At 56.5% G+C, this 13920-nt stretch carries 18 protein-coding genes; 5 read left to right on the plus strand and 13 right to left on the minus strand.

Annotation, left to right across the window (positions count from 1 at the left end):
- Nucleotides 1-15: 15 nt before the first annotated feature.
- The 13 genes from RQI55_RS15820 to RQI55_RS15880 form a co-directional block, all read right to left on the minus strand.
- Nucleotides 16-327 carry an NIPSNAP family protein gene (locus RQI55_RS15820; protein ID WP_192065851.1) on the minus strand — a complete coding sequence of 104 codons (312 nt, stop codon included), beginning with the start codon at nucleotides 325-327 and terminating at the stop codon, nucleotides 16-18.
- A 45-nt stretch (nucleotides 328-372) separates the two neighbouring features.
- Nucleotides 373-1257 carry an SMP-30/gluconolactonase/LRE family protein gene (locus RQI55_RS15825; RefSeq protein WP_311273196.1) on the minus strand — a complete coding sequence of 295 codons (885 nt, stop codon included), beginning with the start codon at nucleotides 1255-1257 and terminating at the stop codon, nucleotides 373-375.
- 403 nt (nucleotides 1258-1660) lie between these two features.
- Complete coding sequence (locus tag RQI55_RS15830; RefSeq protein ID WP_243258337.1) at nucleotides 1661-2074, minus strand: nitrile hydratase accessory protein; 414 nt, start codon at nucleotides 2072-2074, stop codon at nucleotides 1661-1663.
- Nucleotides 2075-2084: 10 nt separating this feature from the next.
- On the minus strand, nucleotides 2085-2726 hold the full coding sequence (gene nthA / locus RQI55_RS15835; RefSeq protein WP_311273195.1) for a nitrile hydratase subunit alpha: 642 nt from the start codon (nucleotides 2724-2726) through the stop codon (nucleotides 2085-2087).
- A 53-nt stretch (nucleotides 2727-2779) separates the two neighbouring features.
- The gene (gene nthB / locus RQI55_RS15840) at nucleotides 2780-3439 is read right to left on the minus strand and encodes a nitrile hydratase subunit beta (protein WP_243258335.1); all 660 of its coding nucleotides are present in this window, start codon (nucleotides 3437-3439) and stop codon (nucleotides 2780-2782) included.
- A 38-nt stretch (nucleotides 3440-3477) separates the two neighbouring features.
- The gene (locus RQI55_RS15845) at nucleotides 3478-4866 is read right to left on the minus strand and encodes an amidase (protein ID WP_243258334.1); all 1389 of its coding nucleotides are present in this window, start codon (nucleotides 4864-4866) and stop codon (nucleotides 3478-3480) included.
- A complete protein-coding gene (locus RQI55_RS15850; RefSeq protein ID WP_243258333.1) occupies nucleotides 4863-5072 on the minus strand; it encodes a hypothetical protein in 210 nt (69 codons plus the stop codon). Before RQI55_RS15850 ends, RQI55_RS15845 begins: the two co-directional genes overlap by 4 nt.
- A gap of 142 nt (nucleotides 5073-5214) precedes the next feature.
- On the minus strand, nucleotides 5215-5556 hold the full coding sequence (locus RQI55_RS15855) for a hypothetical protein (protein ID WP_311273194.1): 342 nt from the start codon (nucleotides 5554-5556) through the stop codon (nucleotides 5215-5217).
- Nucleotides 5557-5625: 69 nt separating this feature from the next.
- Nucleotides 5626-6168, minus strand: coding sequence for an ABC transporter substrate-binding protein (locus tag RQI55_RS15860; RefSeq protein WP_311273193.1), 543 nt, complete (start codon nucleotides 6166-6168; stop codon nucleotides 5626-5628).
- Between the two features lie 61 nt (nucleotides 6169-6229).
- The gene (locus tag RQI55_RS15865) at nucleotides 6230-6997 is read right to left on the minus strand and encodes an ABC transporter permease (protein ID WP_243258331.1); all 768 of its coding nucleotides are present in this window, start codon (nucleotides 6995-6997) and stop codon (nucleotides 6230-6232) included.
- The gene (locus RQI55_RS15870) at nucleotides 6994-7767 is read right to left on the minus strand and encodes an ABC transporter permease subunit (RefSeq protein ID WP_311273192.1); all 774 of its coding nucleotides are present in this window, start codon (nucleotides 7765-7767) and stop codon (nucleotides 6994-6996) included. The genes RQI55_RS15865 and RQI55_RS15870 overlap by 4 nt, the downstream gene beginning before the upstream one ends.
- Nucleotides 7767-8594 carry an ABC transporter ATP-binding protein gene (locus RQI55_RS15875; protein WP_243258329.1) on the minus strand — a complete coding sequence of 276 codons (828 nt, stop codon included), beginning with the start codon at nucleotides 8592-8594 and terminating at the stop codon, nucleotides 7767-7769. Before RQI55_RS15875 ends, RQI55_RS15870 begins: the two co-directional genes overlap by 1 nt.
- 257 nt (nucleotides 8595-8851) lie before the next feature.
- Nucleotides 8852-9196, minus strand: coding sequence for an EthD domain-containing protein (locus RQI55_RS15880; RefSeq protein WP_042617148.1), 345 nt, complete (start codon nucleotides 9194-9196; stop codon nucleotides 8852-8854).
- A 278-nt stretch (nucleotides 9197-9474) separates the two neighbouring features.
- On the opposite strand from RQI55_RS15880, the gene RQI55_RS15885 reads away from it, so the two are divergent.
- The 5 genes from RQI55_RS15885 (at nucleotide 9475) to RQI55_RS15905 (ending at nucleotide 13896) form a co-directional block, all read left to right on the plus strand.
- Entirely contained in the window at nucleotides 9475-9840 is a 366-nt protein-coding gene (locus RQI55_RS15885; protein ID WP_243258328.1) for an EthD family reductase, read from the plus strand.
- 295 nt (nucleotides 9841-10135) lie between these two features.
- Nucleotides 10136-10966 carry a metallophosphoesterase gene (locus RQI55_RS15890; RefSeq protein WP_243258327.1) on the plus strand — a complete coding sequence of 277 codons (831 nt, stop codon included), beginning with the start codon at nucleotides 10136-10138 and terminating at the stop codon, nucleotides 10964-10966.
- Complete coding sequence (locus RQI55_RS15895) at nucleotides 10963-12123, plus strand: ABC transporter ATP-binding protein (RefSeq protein WP_042617146.1); 1161 nt, start codon at nucleotides 10963-10965, stop codon at nucleotides 12121-12123. The genes RQI55_RS15890 and RQI55_RS15895 overlap by 4 nt, the downstream gene beginning before the upstream one ends.
- Nucleotides 12116-13048: a carbohydrate ABC transporter permease gene (locus tag RQI55_RS15900; RefSeq protein ID WP_243258326.1), complete on the plus strand. Its 933-nt coding sequence runs from the start codon at nucleotides 12116-12118 to the stop codon at nucleotides 13046-13048. Before RQI55_RS15895 ends, RQI55_RS15900 begins: the two co-directional genes overlap by 8 nt.
- Nucleotides 13045-13896 carry a carbohydrate ABC transporter permease gene (locus tag RQI55_RS15905; RefSeq protein ID WP_243258325.1) on the plus strand — a complete coding sequence of 284 codons (852 nt, stop codon included), beginning with the start codon at nucleotides 13045-13047 and terminating at the stop codon, nucleotides 13894-13896. Before RQI55_RS15900 ends, RQI55_RS15905 begins: the two co-directional genes overlap by 4 nt.
- Nucleotides 13897-13920: the final 24 nt, after the last annotated feature.

Raw genomic sequence — 13920 nt, forward strand, 5'->3', positions numbered from 1 at the left:
CCCGCTCTCTATGGCTTAGAGCTTGGTAAAGGTGGTCGGTTTGAGGATCTTGTTTTCCTGAGCGACAAAGCTGCCGGCGTTTAGCGTCAGAAACGCCTGCCATTCGGGATCTGCGGCCATATTGGCACGGCGTGTTTCCCGGTCAGTTATGTCTTCGTAGGCCCAGATATGCACGACCTGGTTTTGCGGCCCGATATCGGACACGAAGGAGCCGATGAATTTGCCGAGATGACGCAACTGGATCGGCAGCGCGACCCGCTCGAACTGCTCAAGATATTGCTTCATGTGACCGTGTCTGACGGTATAGGTGCGATGATCGATTATCATGGTGTGCCTGCCTGACGATGATGACGAAAGATATTGGATGGAAATTCAGCCCTCATATTCTGGCTCCGCCAAGCCTTTGATGCCGATATCGAAGGCAAATACATCTCCAGCCAATGGCTGCGCCGCGAGGTCGTCTGGGCCCAGCCGTTGATGTGCCGATGTGACAAAAAGAGTGGCCAGGTCTGGGCCACCGAAGGCGCAACTCGTCGGCTGGGTGACGGGTAGATCGACAACCCTGTTGATACGGCCATCTGGCGCGTAGCGCACGACACGACCGCCACCGTATTCCGCGTTCCAGAGGTATCCATCGGCATCGACTGTCGAGCCGTCCGGCCTGCCTGGACGATCCGATGTATCCGCAAACAGCCGTTCGTCATGAATTGTGCCCGCATCAGCGTCGAAACGATAGGCCATGATCCGATCCCGGTAGGTATCCGCGAAATACATGACCCGGCTGTCGGGGCTCCAGCAGATGCTGTTGGGAACGATCACATCGCCGCGCAGGCAAGAAACCGTTCGATCCGCGTCAAGCCGGTAGAGCGATCCGGTTGGGTCGCGTCTGACGTCGCTCATCGTGCCCGACCAGAACCGGCCTTGCCGATCGGTGCGTCCGTCGTTGAAGCGGTTGTCAGGGAGGTCTTTTTCGGGATCAGCAATCGGCTCGCAATGCTTCGAATTGAAATTCACGAAATGCAAACCAGTTTGCATGGCAACAACAAGCTCGCCCGGCCCACCACTGCGCAATCCTATGCTGCCGATAATATCTGGCATTGCAAGGCTTTCGACGTTGCGGGACACCGGATCGAAGCGATAGATCGTCGGGCCGCGGCTATCCACCCAATATAGCTTTTGCTCCCGCTCGCTCCAGACCGGGCTTTCGCCGAGCTTGTTTTTGACATCAATCGTATAAATTGGAGATATGGCGGGCATGTCGGTTTCCTACAGCCTGTCGTGTGACAGATCGATTGAGTGTTCTGGGCGCGTAGGTGGACAGACGCTGGATATGTCCATCGAAAGTACAGATGCAGCGGCAACCGCCGCCAGTTTTGCAAATATCATGATGTCCTCCCAAATTGACTTGTCATTGCCCCCTCCATCCTCATGCGGGACAAGCCTCCCTGCATGCCGCTGAAGAACGTCGGCCACAAACAATTCCTACACCGCTTTCGGTTTGCGCCGGGACTGAGGCTAAGAAGCTGAACGTCTCAGAGGTAGTCATTATTCGTGATGGGTCGCATCACCCGTAGTTTTGAAAGGAAGATGAAATCCGCGCCGACGCCAGAACGATCAACTCACGCGGTTCCCCAGAGACCAACCCATGGTGTAGGGGCCTTCAAGCGGAATGATGCGAGCGTGCCTCTTCAAAATCTGCCTCCTGCAGAAAGATGGGCAGGCCGTGCGGTGTTCGTTCGGCTGCGTGTTCCCATGCATGTTTATAAAGATGCTGCTCATCGCCCGTCGCCAAAGATCGTATCGAGGCGATTTCTTCCAGAGCATTCAGCCAGTCGTCGTAATAGGTATCGACCGTGTCGGGCATGCCGTTCCTGGCACTCGCCTTGCGATGTTTTGAAAACACCCCGGCCCATTCGCTCCATTCGAACTGTCCGGCCTCGTTTAACGCAACCGTCATGGCAAAAATCTGCGCCTGCCACGGTTCGCCAAAGAGCATGCCAGTCTCTTCATCCCAGATGCGCGGGTCTGTACCGCAGGTTTGAGCGAGATCGATATCAGTATGCGCCTGTGTCATGCTGTTTGCCTCATGCCGTTACGCTGGGCCGCTCTGAGGCAGCGGTTGCGATCCGCGTACCAATCATGGAATCGCGGTTTGCGAGTTCTGCCAGTTCCTCTTCCGACCATCCCTCTGTTCCTTCGGGGCGCATCGGAATAACGATGTAACGCATCTCGGACGTGGAATCCCAGACACGCACGCGCGTCGTTTCAGGAAGGACAAGGCCGAATTCCGCAAGGACAGCGCGCGGTTCGATGACGACGCGTGAGCGGTAGGCTGAGGACTTGTACCATGCAGGGGGCAAGCCAAGCACAGGCCATGGATAGCAGGAGCACAGCGTGCAGACGACGACGTTATGGACCTCGGGCGTATTGATGAGCGCCACGATATGTTCACCCTGACGGCCTGTATATCCCAGAGAAGCGATGGCAGCGCTGCTGTCGGTCTTCAGCCATTCCAGATAGGCTGGATCGCTCCACGCCCGGGCCACCACCCGCGCGCCATTGCGAGGGCCGATCTTGGTCTCGTAAGTCTCCAGAATCGTTTCCAGCGTTTTCGGATCGACATAGCCTTTCTGCGTGAACAGAGTTTCCAAGGCCCGGACGCGCAACTCCGTGTCAGTCAGATGAGAATGATCGTGATCATGGTCGTGGTCATGGTTGCCGGACATGGCAAACTCCAAGGCTTGAAAGGTTTAGGCAGCTGCTAAAGGCAGTAGATGCTTCAGGCAGGATCGAGATAAGGTTCAAAGGCATCGACAACGACTTCGCAGCCAGGTTCGCAACCCTCGCCCCAGAGGTCCCGGCCATCGAACTGCACGGCATAAAGCCACTGCGGATCTTCGTTACCAAGGGCGCTATGGTCGGGATAGACGTGCACGCCATGAACCATCGTCACCACGCCGGGATGGCCCCGGACGTAGCGAGGCAGCCGAGTATGGGTGGACGGGTTAAGCTTGCGTGCAACCACCCTGTCCCCGATGTTAAAACGATGGGCCGTCTTCGCTTGGCGCATCGAAGAGTTGCCCTTTTCGGCCATGATCGGAATACGCTCGGGGGGCAGGGCGGTAAGGCCACTCCGCGCCGGATGAAGAGCCGCGCCGGCGCTGATCTCACTCGCATCGGCCAGCGAATGTTTGATGGCCAACCGCTCAAGCCGAAGGACAAACCTGCGAAAGTAGTCATCGCCGCGCAGATATTCGTCAGGCGGCAGGGATTCCATTTCGGAGCGAACCTGATCGATCGACCAGAGCCCAAGCCCACCAACCGCAAAATTCACCGCAAAGATGCGGCGCTCCCATTCATGGTGAAACGGTTCTTCGTTCTCGATATCTGGAATCGGGCCGAAGCCGTGCATTCCGCCCATGTCATGAATACCATTCATCGTCCACTTTCCTCATTGCGGCAGCGTCGTCCAGTTGGTTACCGAGCGTAGTCAGGCAGTGATATGTCTGTCCACCCACTCAGGCTTTCGACGGCATGAGCGACCGTGAGCAGGGTTTTTTCGTCGAAGAGCCTGCCGACCAGTTGCACGGACAAAGGCAGACCGCTGTCGTTAAGCCCAACTGGAACGCTGATGGCGGGATTGCCTGTCACGTTGAACGGGTTTGTCATGGAAGGCCCGGCAGGATCGAATGGATTTGGTACTGGTGTGTAGCGGGGTGCGGCATTCGCCGTCGTGGCGCAGAGTAGAACATCGCAGCCAGTCAGCGCAGCCGACAGCTGTTCAGCCAGAATGCGCCGTGCTTTCAGGCAAGCAAGGTAATCTGTCGCGGTATAGGCGGCACCCAGCGCCAGCCGGCGCGCTGAAAGTGGGCCGAAATCGCCTATCCGTGAACGCAGGTTGGCTTCGTGAATGTGGTGCCCTTCGATGAGAAGCAAAGCGCGGATGACGGTTCCGAACAAGGCAAGCGGTGGTGTTTCCACATCGAACACTTCCGCGCCTTCGGCACGAAGCAGATCCGCGACCCGCTCGATTCCGGCCAGAACCGGCCCAGATGCCGTGACCAGCAGCGACCTTGCGATCCCGACCTTCATACCTTTGACGGAATGTCCGAGACCTGCGGTGAAATCCTCTGTGGGCACATTGGCGCAGTCATTGTCGAGTGGATCATAACCAGCCAGCACGTTGAGTGCGACGGCTGCATCCTCCACATTCCGCGCAAGCGGGCCGCAGTGATCGAGGGACCATGACAGCGGAAAGCAGCCACGGCGCGAAACACGCCCGAAGGTCGGCTTCAGGCCGACCGTTCCGCACCAGGATGACGGCGACCGGATCGAGCCACCGGTATCTGTGCCGAGCGCCATGCGCAGAATGCCGCCAGCAATGGAGGATGCCGAGCCGCTCGAAGAACCACCGGTGATGTGATCGAGGTTCCACGGATTGCGGGCAGGCGGAAAGGGAAGTTCAGCATCCGGCCCATAAAGGGCATATTCGTGTGTCGCCATCTTGCCGACGAGCACCGCGCCACCGAGAGAAAGCTTTTCGACGATGGCCGCGTCGCCAGACGCAACGGTATCAAGCCCGATGCGCGAATGGCAGGTTGTCGGAAGACCGGCGACATCAAACAAGTCCTTGGCGCCATAAGGAATGCCCTGCATCGGGCCGCGATCCACGCCAGCGGCAAAATCCCGGTCAGCACGCTCCGCCGCAGCCAGCGCCTGCTCGGGAAGAATGCTGATGAAGGCGTTCAACGTGTCATTGGCGGCTGTCGCCTTGTCCAGCGTCCAGCGGGTGAGTTCTGTGGACGAAAAGGCACGCTCACGCAGTTTTTGGCCAAGCGAGCGAAGGGAGAGATCTGTGAATGTCACTTTTCGACCCTCCCACAGGTAATCACCTGGCGCAGATTCACCGGACCGCTCGCACGATTGGCAAAGGCGTGAATGGTATCGAGTTCCTCACGCATCTGCGCAAATTCGACAAGCATCTGTTCGTGCCAGCCCTCATCAAGATCGAGCTTGGCGCGCTGCATAAGGAAACTGAATTCACCAGCCAGCGATTCGGGCGTATAGGTCATTCTCATCACCATCCGTAAAAATAGAGACCCTGGTCAGACCGAGGGCATGAACCGGTCCTTTGCCCGCAAGGGCAAACTGGCATGTCAGGCATTGTTTGTGGAAGTGATGGGCGCGATCGCCCCCATCACCTTCAATGCGTTCTTATGTCCAGGGCGTAAGTGCTTTGTCGGCTGTCAGGCCGGTTTTCAAAAGTCCCTGATCACGCATAACGGTGAACACGTAGTCGAGATTTGTAGGCTCAACCCTCGGCGAGAGATTGGGGACGGCCATTTTCTTGACCAGTGATATGTCCATCTTCGTCCACTTCGCGATGGATTCATAGGCCAGATCATGATCTGCCATGGCCAGTTCGGAACCCTGCACCAGAGAGGCACGGAACTTTGCAACAACCTCGGGATTCTTGGCTGTCCATCCGGCGTTGGCCTGATATCCACCGACGACAACGCCATCAGGTGCGTTCTCGAAGAAGTTTACGAAGGGCACTGCGACGCCTTCCTCTTTCATGAGGAAGAAAAATGGGTCGAAGTTGAGTGCGGCATCGATCTCGCCGCGCTACATCATATCGCTGTAGTTGACTGGCGGCACTTCAATCCACTTGAGCTTCTTGGGATCAAGGCCCTTCTGCTTGAACCAGTAATTGAACATGTACAACATGATGTTGTTCAAAGCTGGTGTCGCAAGCCGGCGACCATAGAGATCAGCTGGTTCCTTCAGGCCTGCGCCTGCACGCGCCATCAGCCCGATATTGCCGGTGGCTGGAAGTCGTTGCCCTCCGGCAATCATGGAAATCGGAAGCCCTGCATCGATGGACTGAAGCGTCGGGATCATATTGAGCGTGCCGATGTCCATGGAATTGGTCACCAGCGCCGGTACGATTGCGGTCGCTGACATTGGCGTCAGTTGAAAGTCGATTCCATTCTTTTCAAAGATTCCCTTGTCTTTCGCAAGGAAGGCTCCGACAAAGTCGACAGCAGGATAGAAGCCAAAGCGGATGGGCTTGAGGTCCTGTGCGCGCAACAGTGACGGGGCCGCCAGCGAGCCAAGCGCAAGGCCTGACAGTGCAAGTGCGGAACGGCGTGTTATTTTCGATGTCATTTTAGTTCCCCTAACTTAACGTTGAGTTTTTCTTGTTGTTACATCGCTGAAGAGGCGGCGTTCATTGTTGTGAACTTCGCCACCGCAGGATTTTTCGCTCGGCAAAACCGAGAAGGAGCGCAGACCCCATGCCGATCATCGACAGCATCACAAGGCCTGCGAACATATCGGCTGACCGGTAGGATCGACCCGCCGCAAGCATGAACTGGCCTATTCCGTCGACACCCACCAGCATTTCCCCGGCGACCGCCATCCCCAGTGAGGCGGTCAAGCTGATACGGGCTCCAGAAAGGATATCGGGCATGGCACTTGGCAGCGCGATCTTGAAGGCGAACTCGGTCCGAGACATGCGAAACACCCGCGCGACCTCAAAAAGGCGGGGCTCGACCATCCGGAAACCATGAATGGTGGACAGAAGCATTGGCCACAATGCGCAAAAGGCGACAACGCTCAAAACCATCAGATCGCTGAGGCCAAACAATGCCATGGCAACCGGAATGATCGCCGAGGCTGGCAAAGGGCGCAACGCCTCGAGAGAAGGCCCGAGATAGCTCTGCGCGACTTTCGAGCTTCCAACCAGAGCCCCGATTGCTATCCCCGCGATGGACGCCAGTACCCAGCCATAAAACATGCGCATCACGGTCGCGAAAAACTTGTGGCGGATGTCCTCGTCAAAAAAACCAGCCCAGAGGCTTGCGAATGTATCGCCTGGCGATGGCAGGAAAACGGGCGTGATAAGATTTGCGTCCGTGACCAGCTTCCAGAGGCCGATAAGGACAAGGAACATGCAGCCGCTGGCCAGAACCCATGCGAGACGGTTGATGTTCATTCTTCCTGCTCCTTTGTGTAGAACCGGCCGAAGAAGGTTTTCTGGACCGAGGCCATTGCGATATTCAGCAGGAGGCCGAGAAGCCCGATCCAGACGAGTGTTGCCAGCATCAGCGCCGGGTTCATCGCTTCGCGTGCCAGCATGATGGCTGAGCCAAGGCCTTGCGGGTTGCCAACAATTTCGATGGTGACACCGACGACGAGTGAAAAGCCAAGCGTTACACGCAGGGCGACAAATATACCCGGCAGCGCCGCTGGCAGCACGATTTTCCAGATCTGTTGAAGTCTGGACAATCCCAGAACCATTGCCACTTCATTGAGGCGCGGCGTAATGCCCTGAACTGCAGACCTCGCCATGATCAGATTTGGCCAGATCGTAGTAAAGGCGATCACGGCAATTTCCATCTTGAAGCCAAGGCCGTAGATGATCATCCAGACGGGAAGCAGCGCGATGGAAGGCATGGCGCGAATGAACTCGACAGGCACCTCGAACAACCGGTCGAGCTTGTTCAACAGGCCGAGGAAAATACCGGCGGGAATGCCGACCGCAGCCCCGATCAGGAAGCCGAGAACAACAGATACCAGTGTTTCCCATGTCGATTTGAAGAGCGAGCCATCGATGATAGCACCCGCGCCTGCAACCAGAATTTGGCTAGGGGGCGCCAGCGTGTAGCTTTGCATGTGGGTCAATCGCGCCCAGCTTTCTGCAATCACCACCGCTGCGATAGGCAGTGCGGCAGCGCGCAGCGCGTTGATCGTGGGCGCGCCCATCAACCTTGCTTCTCCGCAATGGTAATAAACCGTGTCAGTTCTCGCCGCAGACGGACAAACTCCTCGGTTTCGCGTGTTTCAAGCTGATTGCGGGGGCGCGGCAGACGCACGTCAAACACTTCAGCGATCCGACCCGGGTGCGGCAGAAGGCCGATCACGCGATCTGAGAGATAGATTGCTTCTTCCAGGTCATGTGTCACGAAAAATGCAGTGGCTTTGTTCACGGCCAGAATGGCAAGCAATTCGTCCTGCAGGTTTTGCCGGGTCATTGCATCGAGTGCACCGAAGGGCTCATCCATCAGCAAGAGCTTGGGTTCCTGCGCCAGCGCACGGGCTATCTGCAAGCGCTGCTGCATGCCGCCCGACATCTGGCCGGGAAATTTATGGCTGTGCTGACCAAGCCCGGTTTTTTCCAGCAGGTTCTGAATGATCAGAGCGCGTTTCTTATGGGGAATACGCGCAGCCTCCAGTGCCAGCGACACGTTTTCTGCAGCCGTCCGCCAGGGTAGCAAAGCCTTGGCATAATCCTGGAAGACGACGGAAATCTCGCGGGTGGGGCCACGAAGTTCCTTGCCTTCATAAAGAATACGCCCGTCCGTCGGAGCAAACAGTCCCGCAATCAGCCGCAACATCGTCGTCTTTCCACAGCCCGACGGACCAACGACGCTGACAAATTCGCCTGGCTTCAAAGCCAGTTCGATGTTGCGCAAGATCTCATGCCCGCCAAGGGTAAGGCACGTGGAATGAAGCTTCACCAACGGAATAGCTCGCTGTGTGTCTTCAGGGCCGCCTCGGCTTGGCGTTGTGATTGTTGATTGCTGCGTCATATGCTCAGTCACCGATCCGATATTTGCGAGAGATACGTCAGAGTTCCATTTGGAAACCAATCAAATACTGACCTCACTCATTGCCATGAGAACATGGATGCGCACCTGTTCCGAACAGGGATCTGTCACAAGTGAGCGCTCCAGAAAGTCTCTTTCGGACATGAAAGCTGCGAAGCGAGAATTCGCTGGAGCGACCTGCGCAAAGTGGTCAGCGTGTTCAGGTTTGTTTTTCCCGTGCGGAAACACACTGAAGATATTCAGGGAATCCTGAGCGCGATGAACTCATCTTCACGAACAACGACGGTTCGGGCACGTCCGATAAATTTGGCACCGTCGGCGAGAAGGCGCTGACCTTCTGGTGAAACGCGCGCTTCGCGCATTGCCTCTTCGCTCTCGTACCAGACCTCTGCGACACCGTCGATTGCGATGTCCATTTCCACGATATCCTGGCGCACAATGTTGTCGAGACATTCGGACTGCACGTAACGGAGAATATTCTTCACATCAATTGCCAGCGGACCATGAACTTCGCGCCAGTATTTGAGGAATTCTTCGCGGGTCCAATCATCGCGTTTTGCCAATAGGGTTACAGTCTTGATCATTGTCCCTCCGAAATCTTTTTTTCAGACCTGTTAAAAATGGTAATGTTCCAAAACCATTCCGCCCAAATGGATAGTTTAAGATCGGGGCGGATGACACAAATTTCCTCTCGTAATGCGCCACATCATGTTCGTGAATAAAGAGCAAAGCTTCATTAATGCTGGTAATGAGCCGTATTTCGAACTTCAATTACAAGGTGCGCCTTGATTGGACGTAAGTTGAAGATGCCTTTCGTGATGACGGGCTTTTTCAAAATTACCCAAACCTTTGAGGCCCTTACATGATCAAACTCATTTCGTTGCTCGTTCGACCGTCGGAAATGACGAAGGCCGACTTTCTTTATGCCTGGCGCGTTGAGCATGCTGAAATGGCGCTCTCTGTCCCCGGTATCCGCAAGTTCGTGTTGAATATCATCCTGAAAGAGCCAAGCCGTGCCGATGTGCCGGACTACCCCTTCACATGCGACGGAATTGCCGAGATTTGGTTCGATGACGAAGAACAGATGAAGGAAGTTCTGGCTTCGGAAGCGCTCAAGCGTTTTCGTGCACATGGTGCAACCTTCATCGGCAGCATCAAGGCTTTTCTGGTCGAAGAGCAGATCGTCATCTCTGGCGAAGAAAGTCGCCTCCCATTGCCCACAGCATAGGTTTTGCCATGTGAGGTGACAGGACCTCTTCGTTATGCATGCGACGCAGCGATTATGTGGATGATCCGACCTGAGGACATCAGGTCAGATAGCTCATTTAAACGTTGCGTCGCCCCCAGTGGTGGGAGTTGTCCCGACGAACATCGAACGTGTGAAGGTTTTGCAACAAAACTGAAAAACCACTGAAAGAAACTGTAGCCATACTGACATCATCAGTGACTAAACACGGCGGCAACACAATGCGGGTCGTGCTTGAAGGCATTCTCCGGACAATGTGAGTTACCGGAGTTGCACCTTGAAAATCATCCAGATCACAGACACCCATCTGAGCCCCACCAAGCCGCATTTCAATGGCAATTGGGAGCCGCTGGTTCGCTGGATCGAAAGTGAGAAGCCTGATCTGGTCGTCCATACCGGTGATCTCAGCATCGACGGTGCCGATTTCGAGGACGACCTCGCTTTTGCGATGGGCATGATGCGGCAATTGTCCATGCCGGTGCTGATTGTTCCTGGCAATCACGATGTTGGACATTTCCATGGGTCGGCACAGCCGGTCAATGCCGAGCGCCTGGACCGCTGGCATCGCCTCGTCGGCCCCGACTACTGGGTCGAAGATACGGATCGTTGGCGCATCATCGGGCTCAACAGTCTCCTGATCGGGCTTGGTGGCGCAGATGAAGAAGCGCAGGAACGCTGGCTGGAACAAACCCTTGAGAGCCGCGACGGCCGTCAGGTCGCAATCTTTACGCACAAACCGCTTTTTGTCGATGACGCCGACGAACCGGAAGCGGGATACTGGAGCGCACCGTTTGAGCCGCGCATGCGCCTGCTGGAGCTTATCGCCAATCATGATGTTGCGCTTGTCGGTTCCGGGCATCTGCACTGGAGCTGGATCGGCCGTCATGACAACACCACCCTCGTCTGGGCGCCACCATCCTCCTTCATTCTGGGAGATATGGAGCGCGAAATGCCGGGATCGCGTCTGCTTGGTGCAGCAGTTCACCATCTGGGAGAAACGGTGGAAAGCCAGCTCGTTTCCGTGGAAGGGCTGAAGCCTTATTATCTCGATGACGTGGTGGCAGAGGTCTACCCATCCGCTCTCAAGAAGAAGGAAGCGGCGGAATGAGCGTGCTGTCTCTCTCCAACATCACAAAGTCTTTCGGCTCCAACGATATTCTCAAAGGAGTAAGCCTTGAGGCTGAGCCTGGCGAATTCATCGCGCTGGTCGGCCCTTCCGGCTGCGGCAAGAGTACGCTTCTTCGCATCGTCGCGGGTCTGGACCATGCCGATAAAGGTGAGATCAGCCTTGGCGGAAAGACACTGTCGAACCTGACAGCCGCTGATCGTAACATTGCAATGGTGTTCCAATCCTATGCGCTCTATCCGCATCTGACGGCTGGCCAGAACATCGCAGTGCCACTTGCCATGCGTCGCCTCACTGCCACGCAGCGCCTGCCGATCATCGGCAATCTTTTGCCCGGTCAGAAAGCCATCCGCCAAGGCATTCTCAAAGAAGTCGAGGCGATGGCTGCCTCCTTGAAGATCGGCCATCTGCTGGATCGCAAGCCCGGCCAGATGTCCGGCGGTCAGCGCCAGCGTGTAGCTCTTGCCCGCGCCATGGTTCGCCATCCAGCCTTGTTCCTGATGGATGAGCCTCTGTCCAACCTGGATGCCAACCTGCGTGTCCATGCGCGTGGCGAAATCGTCGAGTTGCACCGCAAGTCAGGCGTTCCGGCACTTTATGTTACGCACGACCAGTCGGAAGCACTGTCCATGGCAAGCCGTGTGGCCGTTATGATTGGTGGCAGACTTCTTCAACTCGCTACGCCACAGACGATTTATGAAGACCCCTCCCATATCGAGGTTGCCCGGTTCATCGGCCAGCCTCGGATCAACCTGCTGCCGACAAAGGCGACTGCCAATGGCATGGTGCAATTCGGTGGCATCACCATCGCGGCGTCGAGCCTGTCGCATGGCGACGACATCACCGTCGGCATTCGCCCGGAGTTTGTGAGGCTTGCACCGCAATCCAGAGACACGATGGCTGCAACGGTGGAACGTCTTGAGTTCCTCGGCTCGGAAGTCATCCTCTTTGCACGCCTTGACGGTATGGGCGAAACTGTCGTCGTCAAGCTCACGCCGTCCGACGCCGCGAATCTAGGCCCCGGCAAGCCGGTTCATCTGGCAATCCAGCCGGACAAGGCGTTGCTCTTCGGTGCGGATGGTGAACGCATCACAACGCAGGTTTCCACCGTTGGTGCGCCGGAGTTGCTCCATGGTTGAATTGACCGCATCCGTTTTCGCCGCTCCGACACCGACGCAGGCAGAGATTGCCGCAAGGCGCGAAAGCCGCACCGCTTGGCTGCTTGCGGGACCGGCCGTCGTCCTCATGATGCTGTTCATCATCGCCCCGACGGTCGCCGTCGTCGTGCTGGGCTTTACCGATTTCGAACTTGGCTATTCCAATTTCCGCTTTGTCGGATTTGAGAACTATGTCGAGCTCTTCAGTGACCGCACGTTCCGCAAGTCGCTGTGGAACACTGTTTTCTACACGGCCATTGTCACGCCCTTCTCAATCTTCCTCGGCCTTGGCATTGCGATGCTTATCGAAGCTGAGCCGCGGGCGAAGGCGTTTTTCCGCACGGTCTACTTCCTGCCGGTTGCCTCCCTGCTGGTGGCCATGGCAACGGTCTGGCAATATATGCTGCACCCAAGTATCGGCCCTGTGAACATGATGCTGGGCGTCTTCGGCATTGCCGGTCCCAACTGGCTCGGTTCGTCCAGCACGGTTTTGCCAAGCCTTGCCATTATCGGTATCTGGCAGTCGGTCGGCTTCGACATGGTTCTGTTTCTGGCAGGCCTGACGGCCATCCCGCGTGATCTTTACGCAGCAGCGGAAATGGATGGCGTCCGCTCCAGTTTCGAGCGTTTCCGCCTTGTCACATGGCCGATGCTGGCGCCGACCACGCTGTTTGTGGTGACGATCAGCATCATCAATTCGGTCAAGGTTTTCGAGACCGTAAAAGCCTTGACCGAAGGCGGGCCGAACAAAGCGTCTGAAGTGCTGCTCTTCACGATCTATCAGGAAGGGTTTGTCTATCTGCGCGTCGGCTATGCGTCAGCCATGACTGTGATCTTCCTCGCCATTCTGGTGGTGCTGATGTTCCTCCAGTACCGCGTTCTTGACCGCAAGGTGCATTACTCATGACGCAGTCCGCCACTCTCCCACCAACGATGACATTGGGCCGCGTGATCCGCCTGTCCATTCTGGCAATTGGCGCGCTCATCTTCCTGTCGCCCTACATCTTCATGATTTCGACGGCTGGCAAGGCGCAAAGCGAGATATTTTCCTCGTCTCTGTCGCTCATTCCGCAGACATGGAGCTACATGGCCAACTTCACCAAGGCCATGACGCGGGTTTCCATGCCGCATCTTCTGTTGAACGGTGCCATCGTCTGCGCGCTGATCCTGTTCATTCAGGTTATCGTCGCAGTTCCCTGCGCCTACGCCATGGCGAAGCTGAAATTCAAGGCGGCGCGGGCATTGATGATTATGGTCATGCTGGGCTTGCTGGTGCCGATCCACGCCACCGCCTTGCCGCTTTATGTCGCCTTCGACCGCATGTCGGTGCTCAACAGCTATATGGCGCTGGTCGCACCTTTCTCGATCTCTGTGTTCGCGATCTTCCTGTTCCTGCAGTTCTTTCGGGCCATGCCGGACGATCTTATCCACGCAGCCCGGCTGGATGGTATGAGCGAAGCTGGCATCGTCACCCGTGTCATTTTGCCCAATGCCTGGCCAGCGGTTACGGCCTTTGCGATCTTCTCGGTCGTCGCCCACTGGAACGATCTGTTCTGGCCGCTGATCGTCGTGACGAACCAGACCTATGCAACACCGCCGCTTGGCCTTCTTTACTTCCGTGCTGCGGAAGCGGGAGACGACTACGGCGCGCTGATGGCGGCAACTCTCATCATCACTCTTCCCCTCGTTCTTGTGTTTCTGGCTGCCCAGAAGAGCTTTATCGAAGGCATCACCATGACCGGCCTCAAAGGTTGAGCCGGACAGCATAGACACTACCCT

This window comes from Rhizobium sp. WCS2018Hpa-16 (assembly GCF_031843705.1).
Taxonomy (GTDB): Bacteria; Pseudomonadota; Alphaproteobacteria; order Rhizobiales; family Rhizobiaceae; genus Agrobacterium; species Agrobacterium tumefaciens_C.

Excerpts from the sequence above, each read along its gene's own strand:
- nthB (WP_243258335.1), bottom strand. The coding sequence starts at position 3,439 with ATGAATGGTATTCATGACATGGGCGGAATGCACGGCTTCGGCCCGATT.
- RQI55_RS15820 (WP_192065851.1), bottom strand. The coding sequence starts at position 327 with ATGATAATCGATCATCGCACCTATACCGTCAGACACGGTCACATGAAG.
- RQI55_RS15900 (WP_243258326.1), top strand. The coding sequence starts at position 12,116 with ATGGTTGAATTGACCGCATCCGTTTTCGCCGCTCCGACACCGACGCAG.
- RQI55_RS15895 (WP_042617146.1), top strand. The coding sequence starts at position 10,963 with ATGAGCGTGCTGTCTCTCTCCAACATCACAAAGTCTTTCGGCTCCAAC.
- RQI55_RS15860 (WP_311273193.1), bottom strand. The coding sequence starts at position 6,168 with ATGACATCGAAAATAACACGCCGTTCCGCACTTGCACTGTCAGGCCTT.
- RQI55_RS15885 (WP_243258328.1), top strand. The coding sequence starts at position 9,475 with ATGATCAAACTCATTTCGTTGCTCGTTCGACCGTCGGAAATGACGAAG.
- RQI55_RS15825 (WP_311273196.1), bottom strand. The coding sequence starts at position 1,257 with ATGCCCGCCATATCTCCAATTTATACGATTGATGTCAAAAACAAGCTC.
- RQI55_RS15865 (WP_243258331.1), bottom strand. The coding sequence starts at position 6,997 with ATGAACATCAACCGTCTCGCATGGGTTCTGGCCAGCGGCTGCATGTTC.
- RQI55_RS15875 (WP_243258329.1), bottom strand. The coding sequence starts at position 8,594 with ATGACGCAGCAATCAACAATCACAACGCCAAGCCGAGGCGGCCCTGAA.
- RQI55_RS15870 (WP_311273192.1), bottom strand. The coding sequence starts at position 7,767 with ATGGGCGCGCCCACGATCAACGCGCTGCGCGCTGCCGCACTGCCTATC.
- RQI55_RS15830 (WP_243258337.1), bottom strand. The coding sequence starts at position 2,074 with ATGACACAGGCGCATACTGATATCGATCTCGCTCAAACCTGCGGTACA.
- nthA (WP_311273195.1), bottom strand. The coding sequence starts at position 2,726 with ATGTCCGGCAACCATGACCACGACCATGATCACGATCATTCTCATCTG.
- RQI55_RS15880 (WP_042617148.1), bottom strand. The coding sequence starts at position 9,196 with ATGATCAAGACTGTAACCCTATTGGCAAAACGCGATGATTGGACCCGC.
- RQI55_RS15905 (WP_243258325.1), top strand. The coding sequence starts at position 13,045 with ATGACGCAGTCCGCCACTCTCCCACCAACGATGACATTGGGCCGCGTG.
- RQI55_RS15850 (WP_243258333.1), bottom strand. The coding sequence starts at position 5,072 with ATGACCTATACGCCCGAATCGCTGGCTGGTGAATTCAGTTTCCTTATG.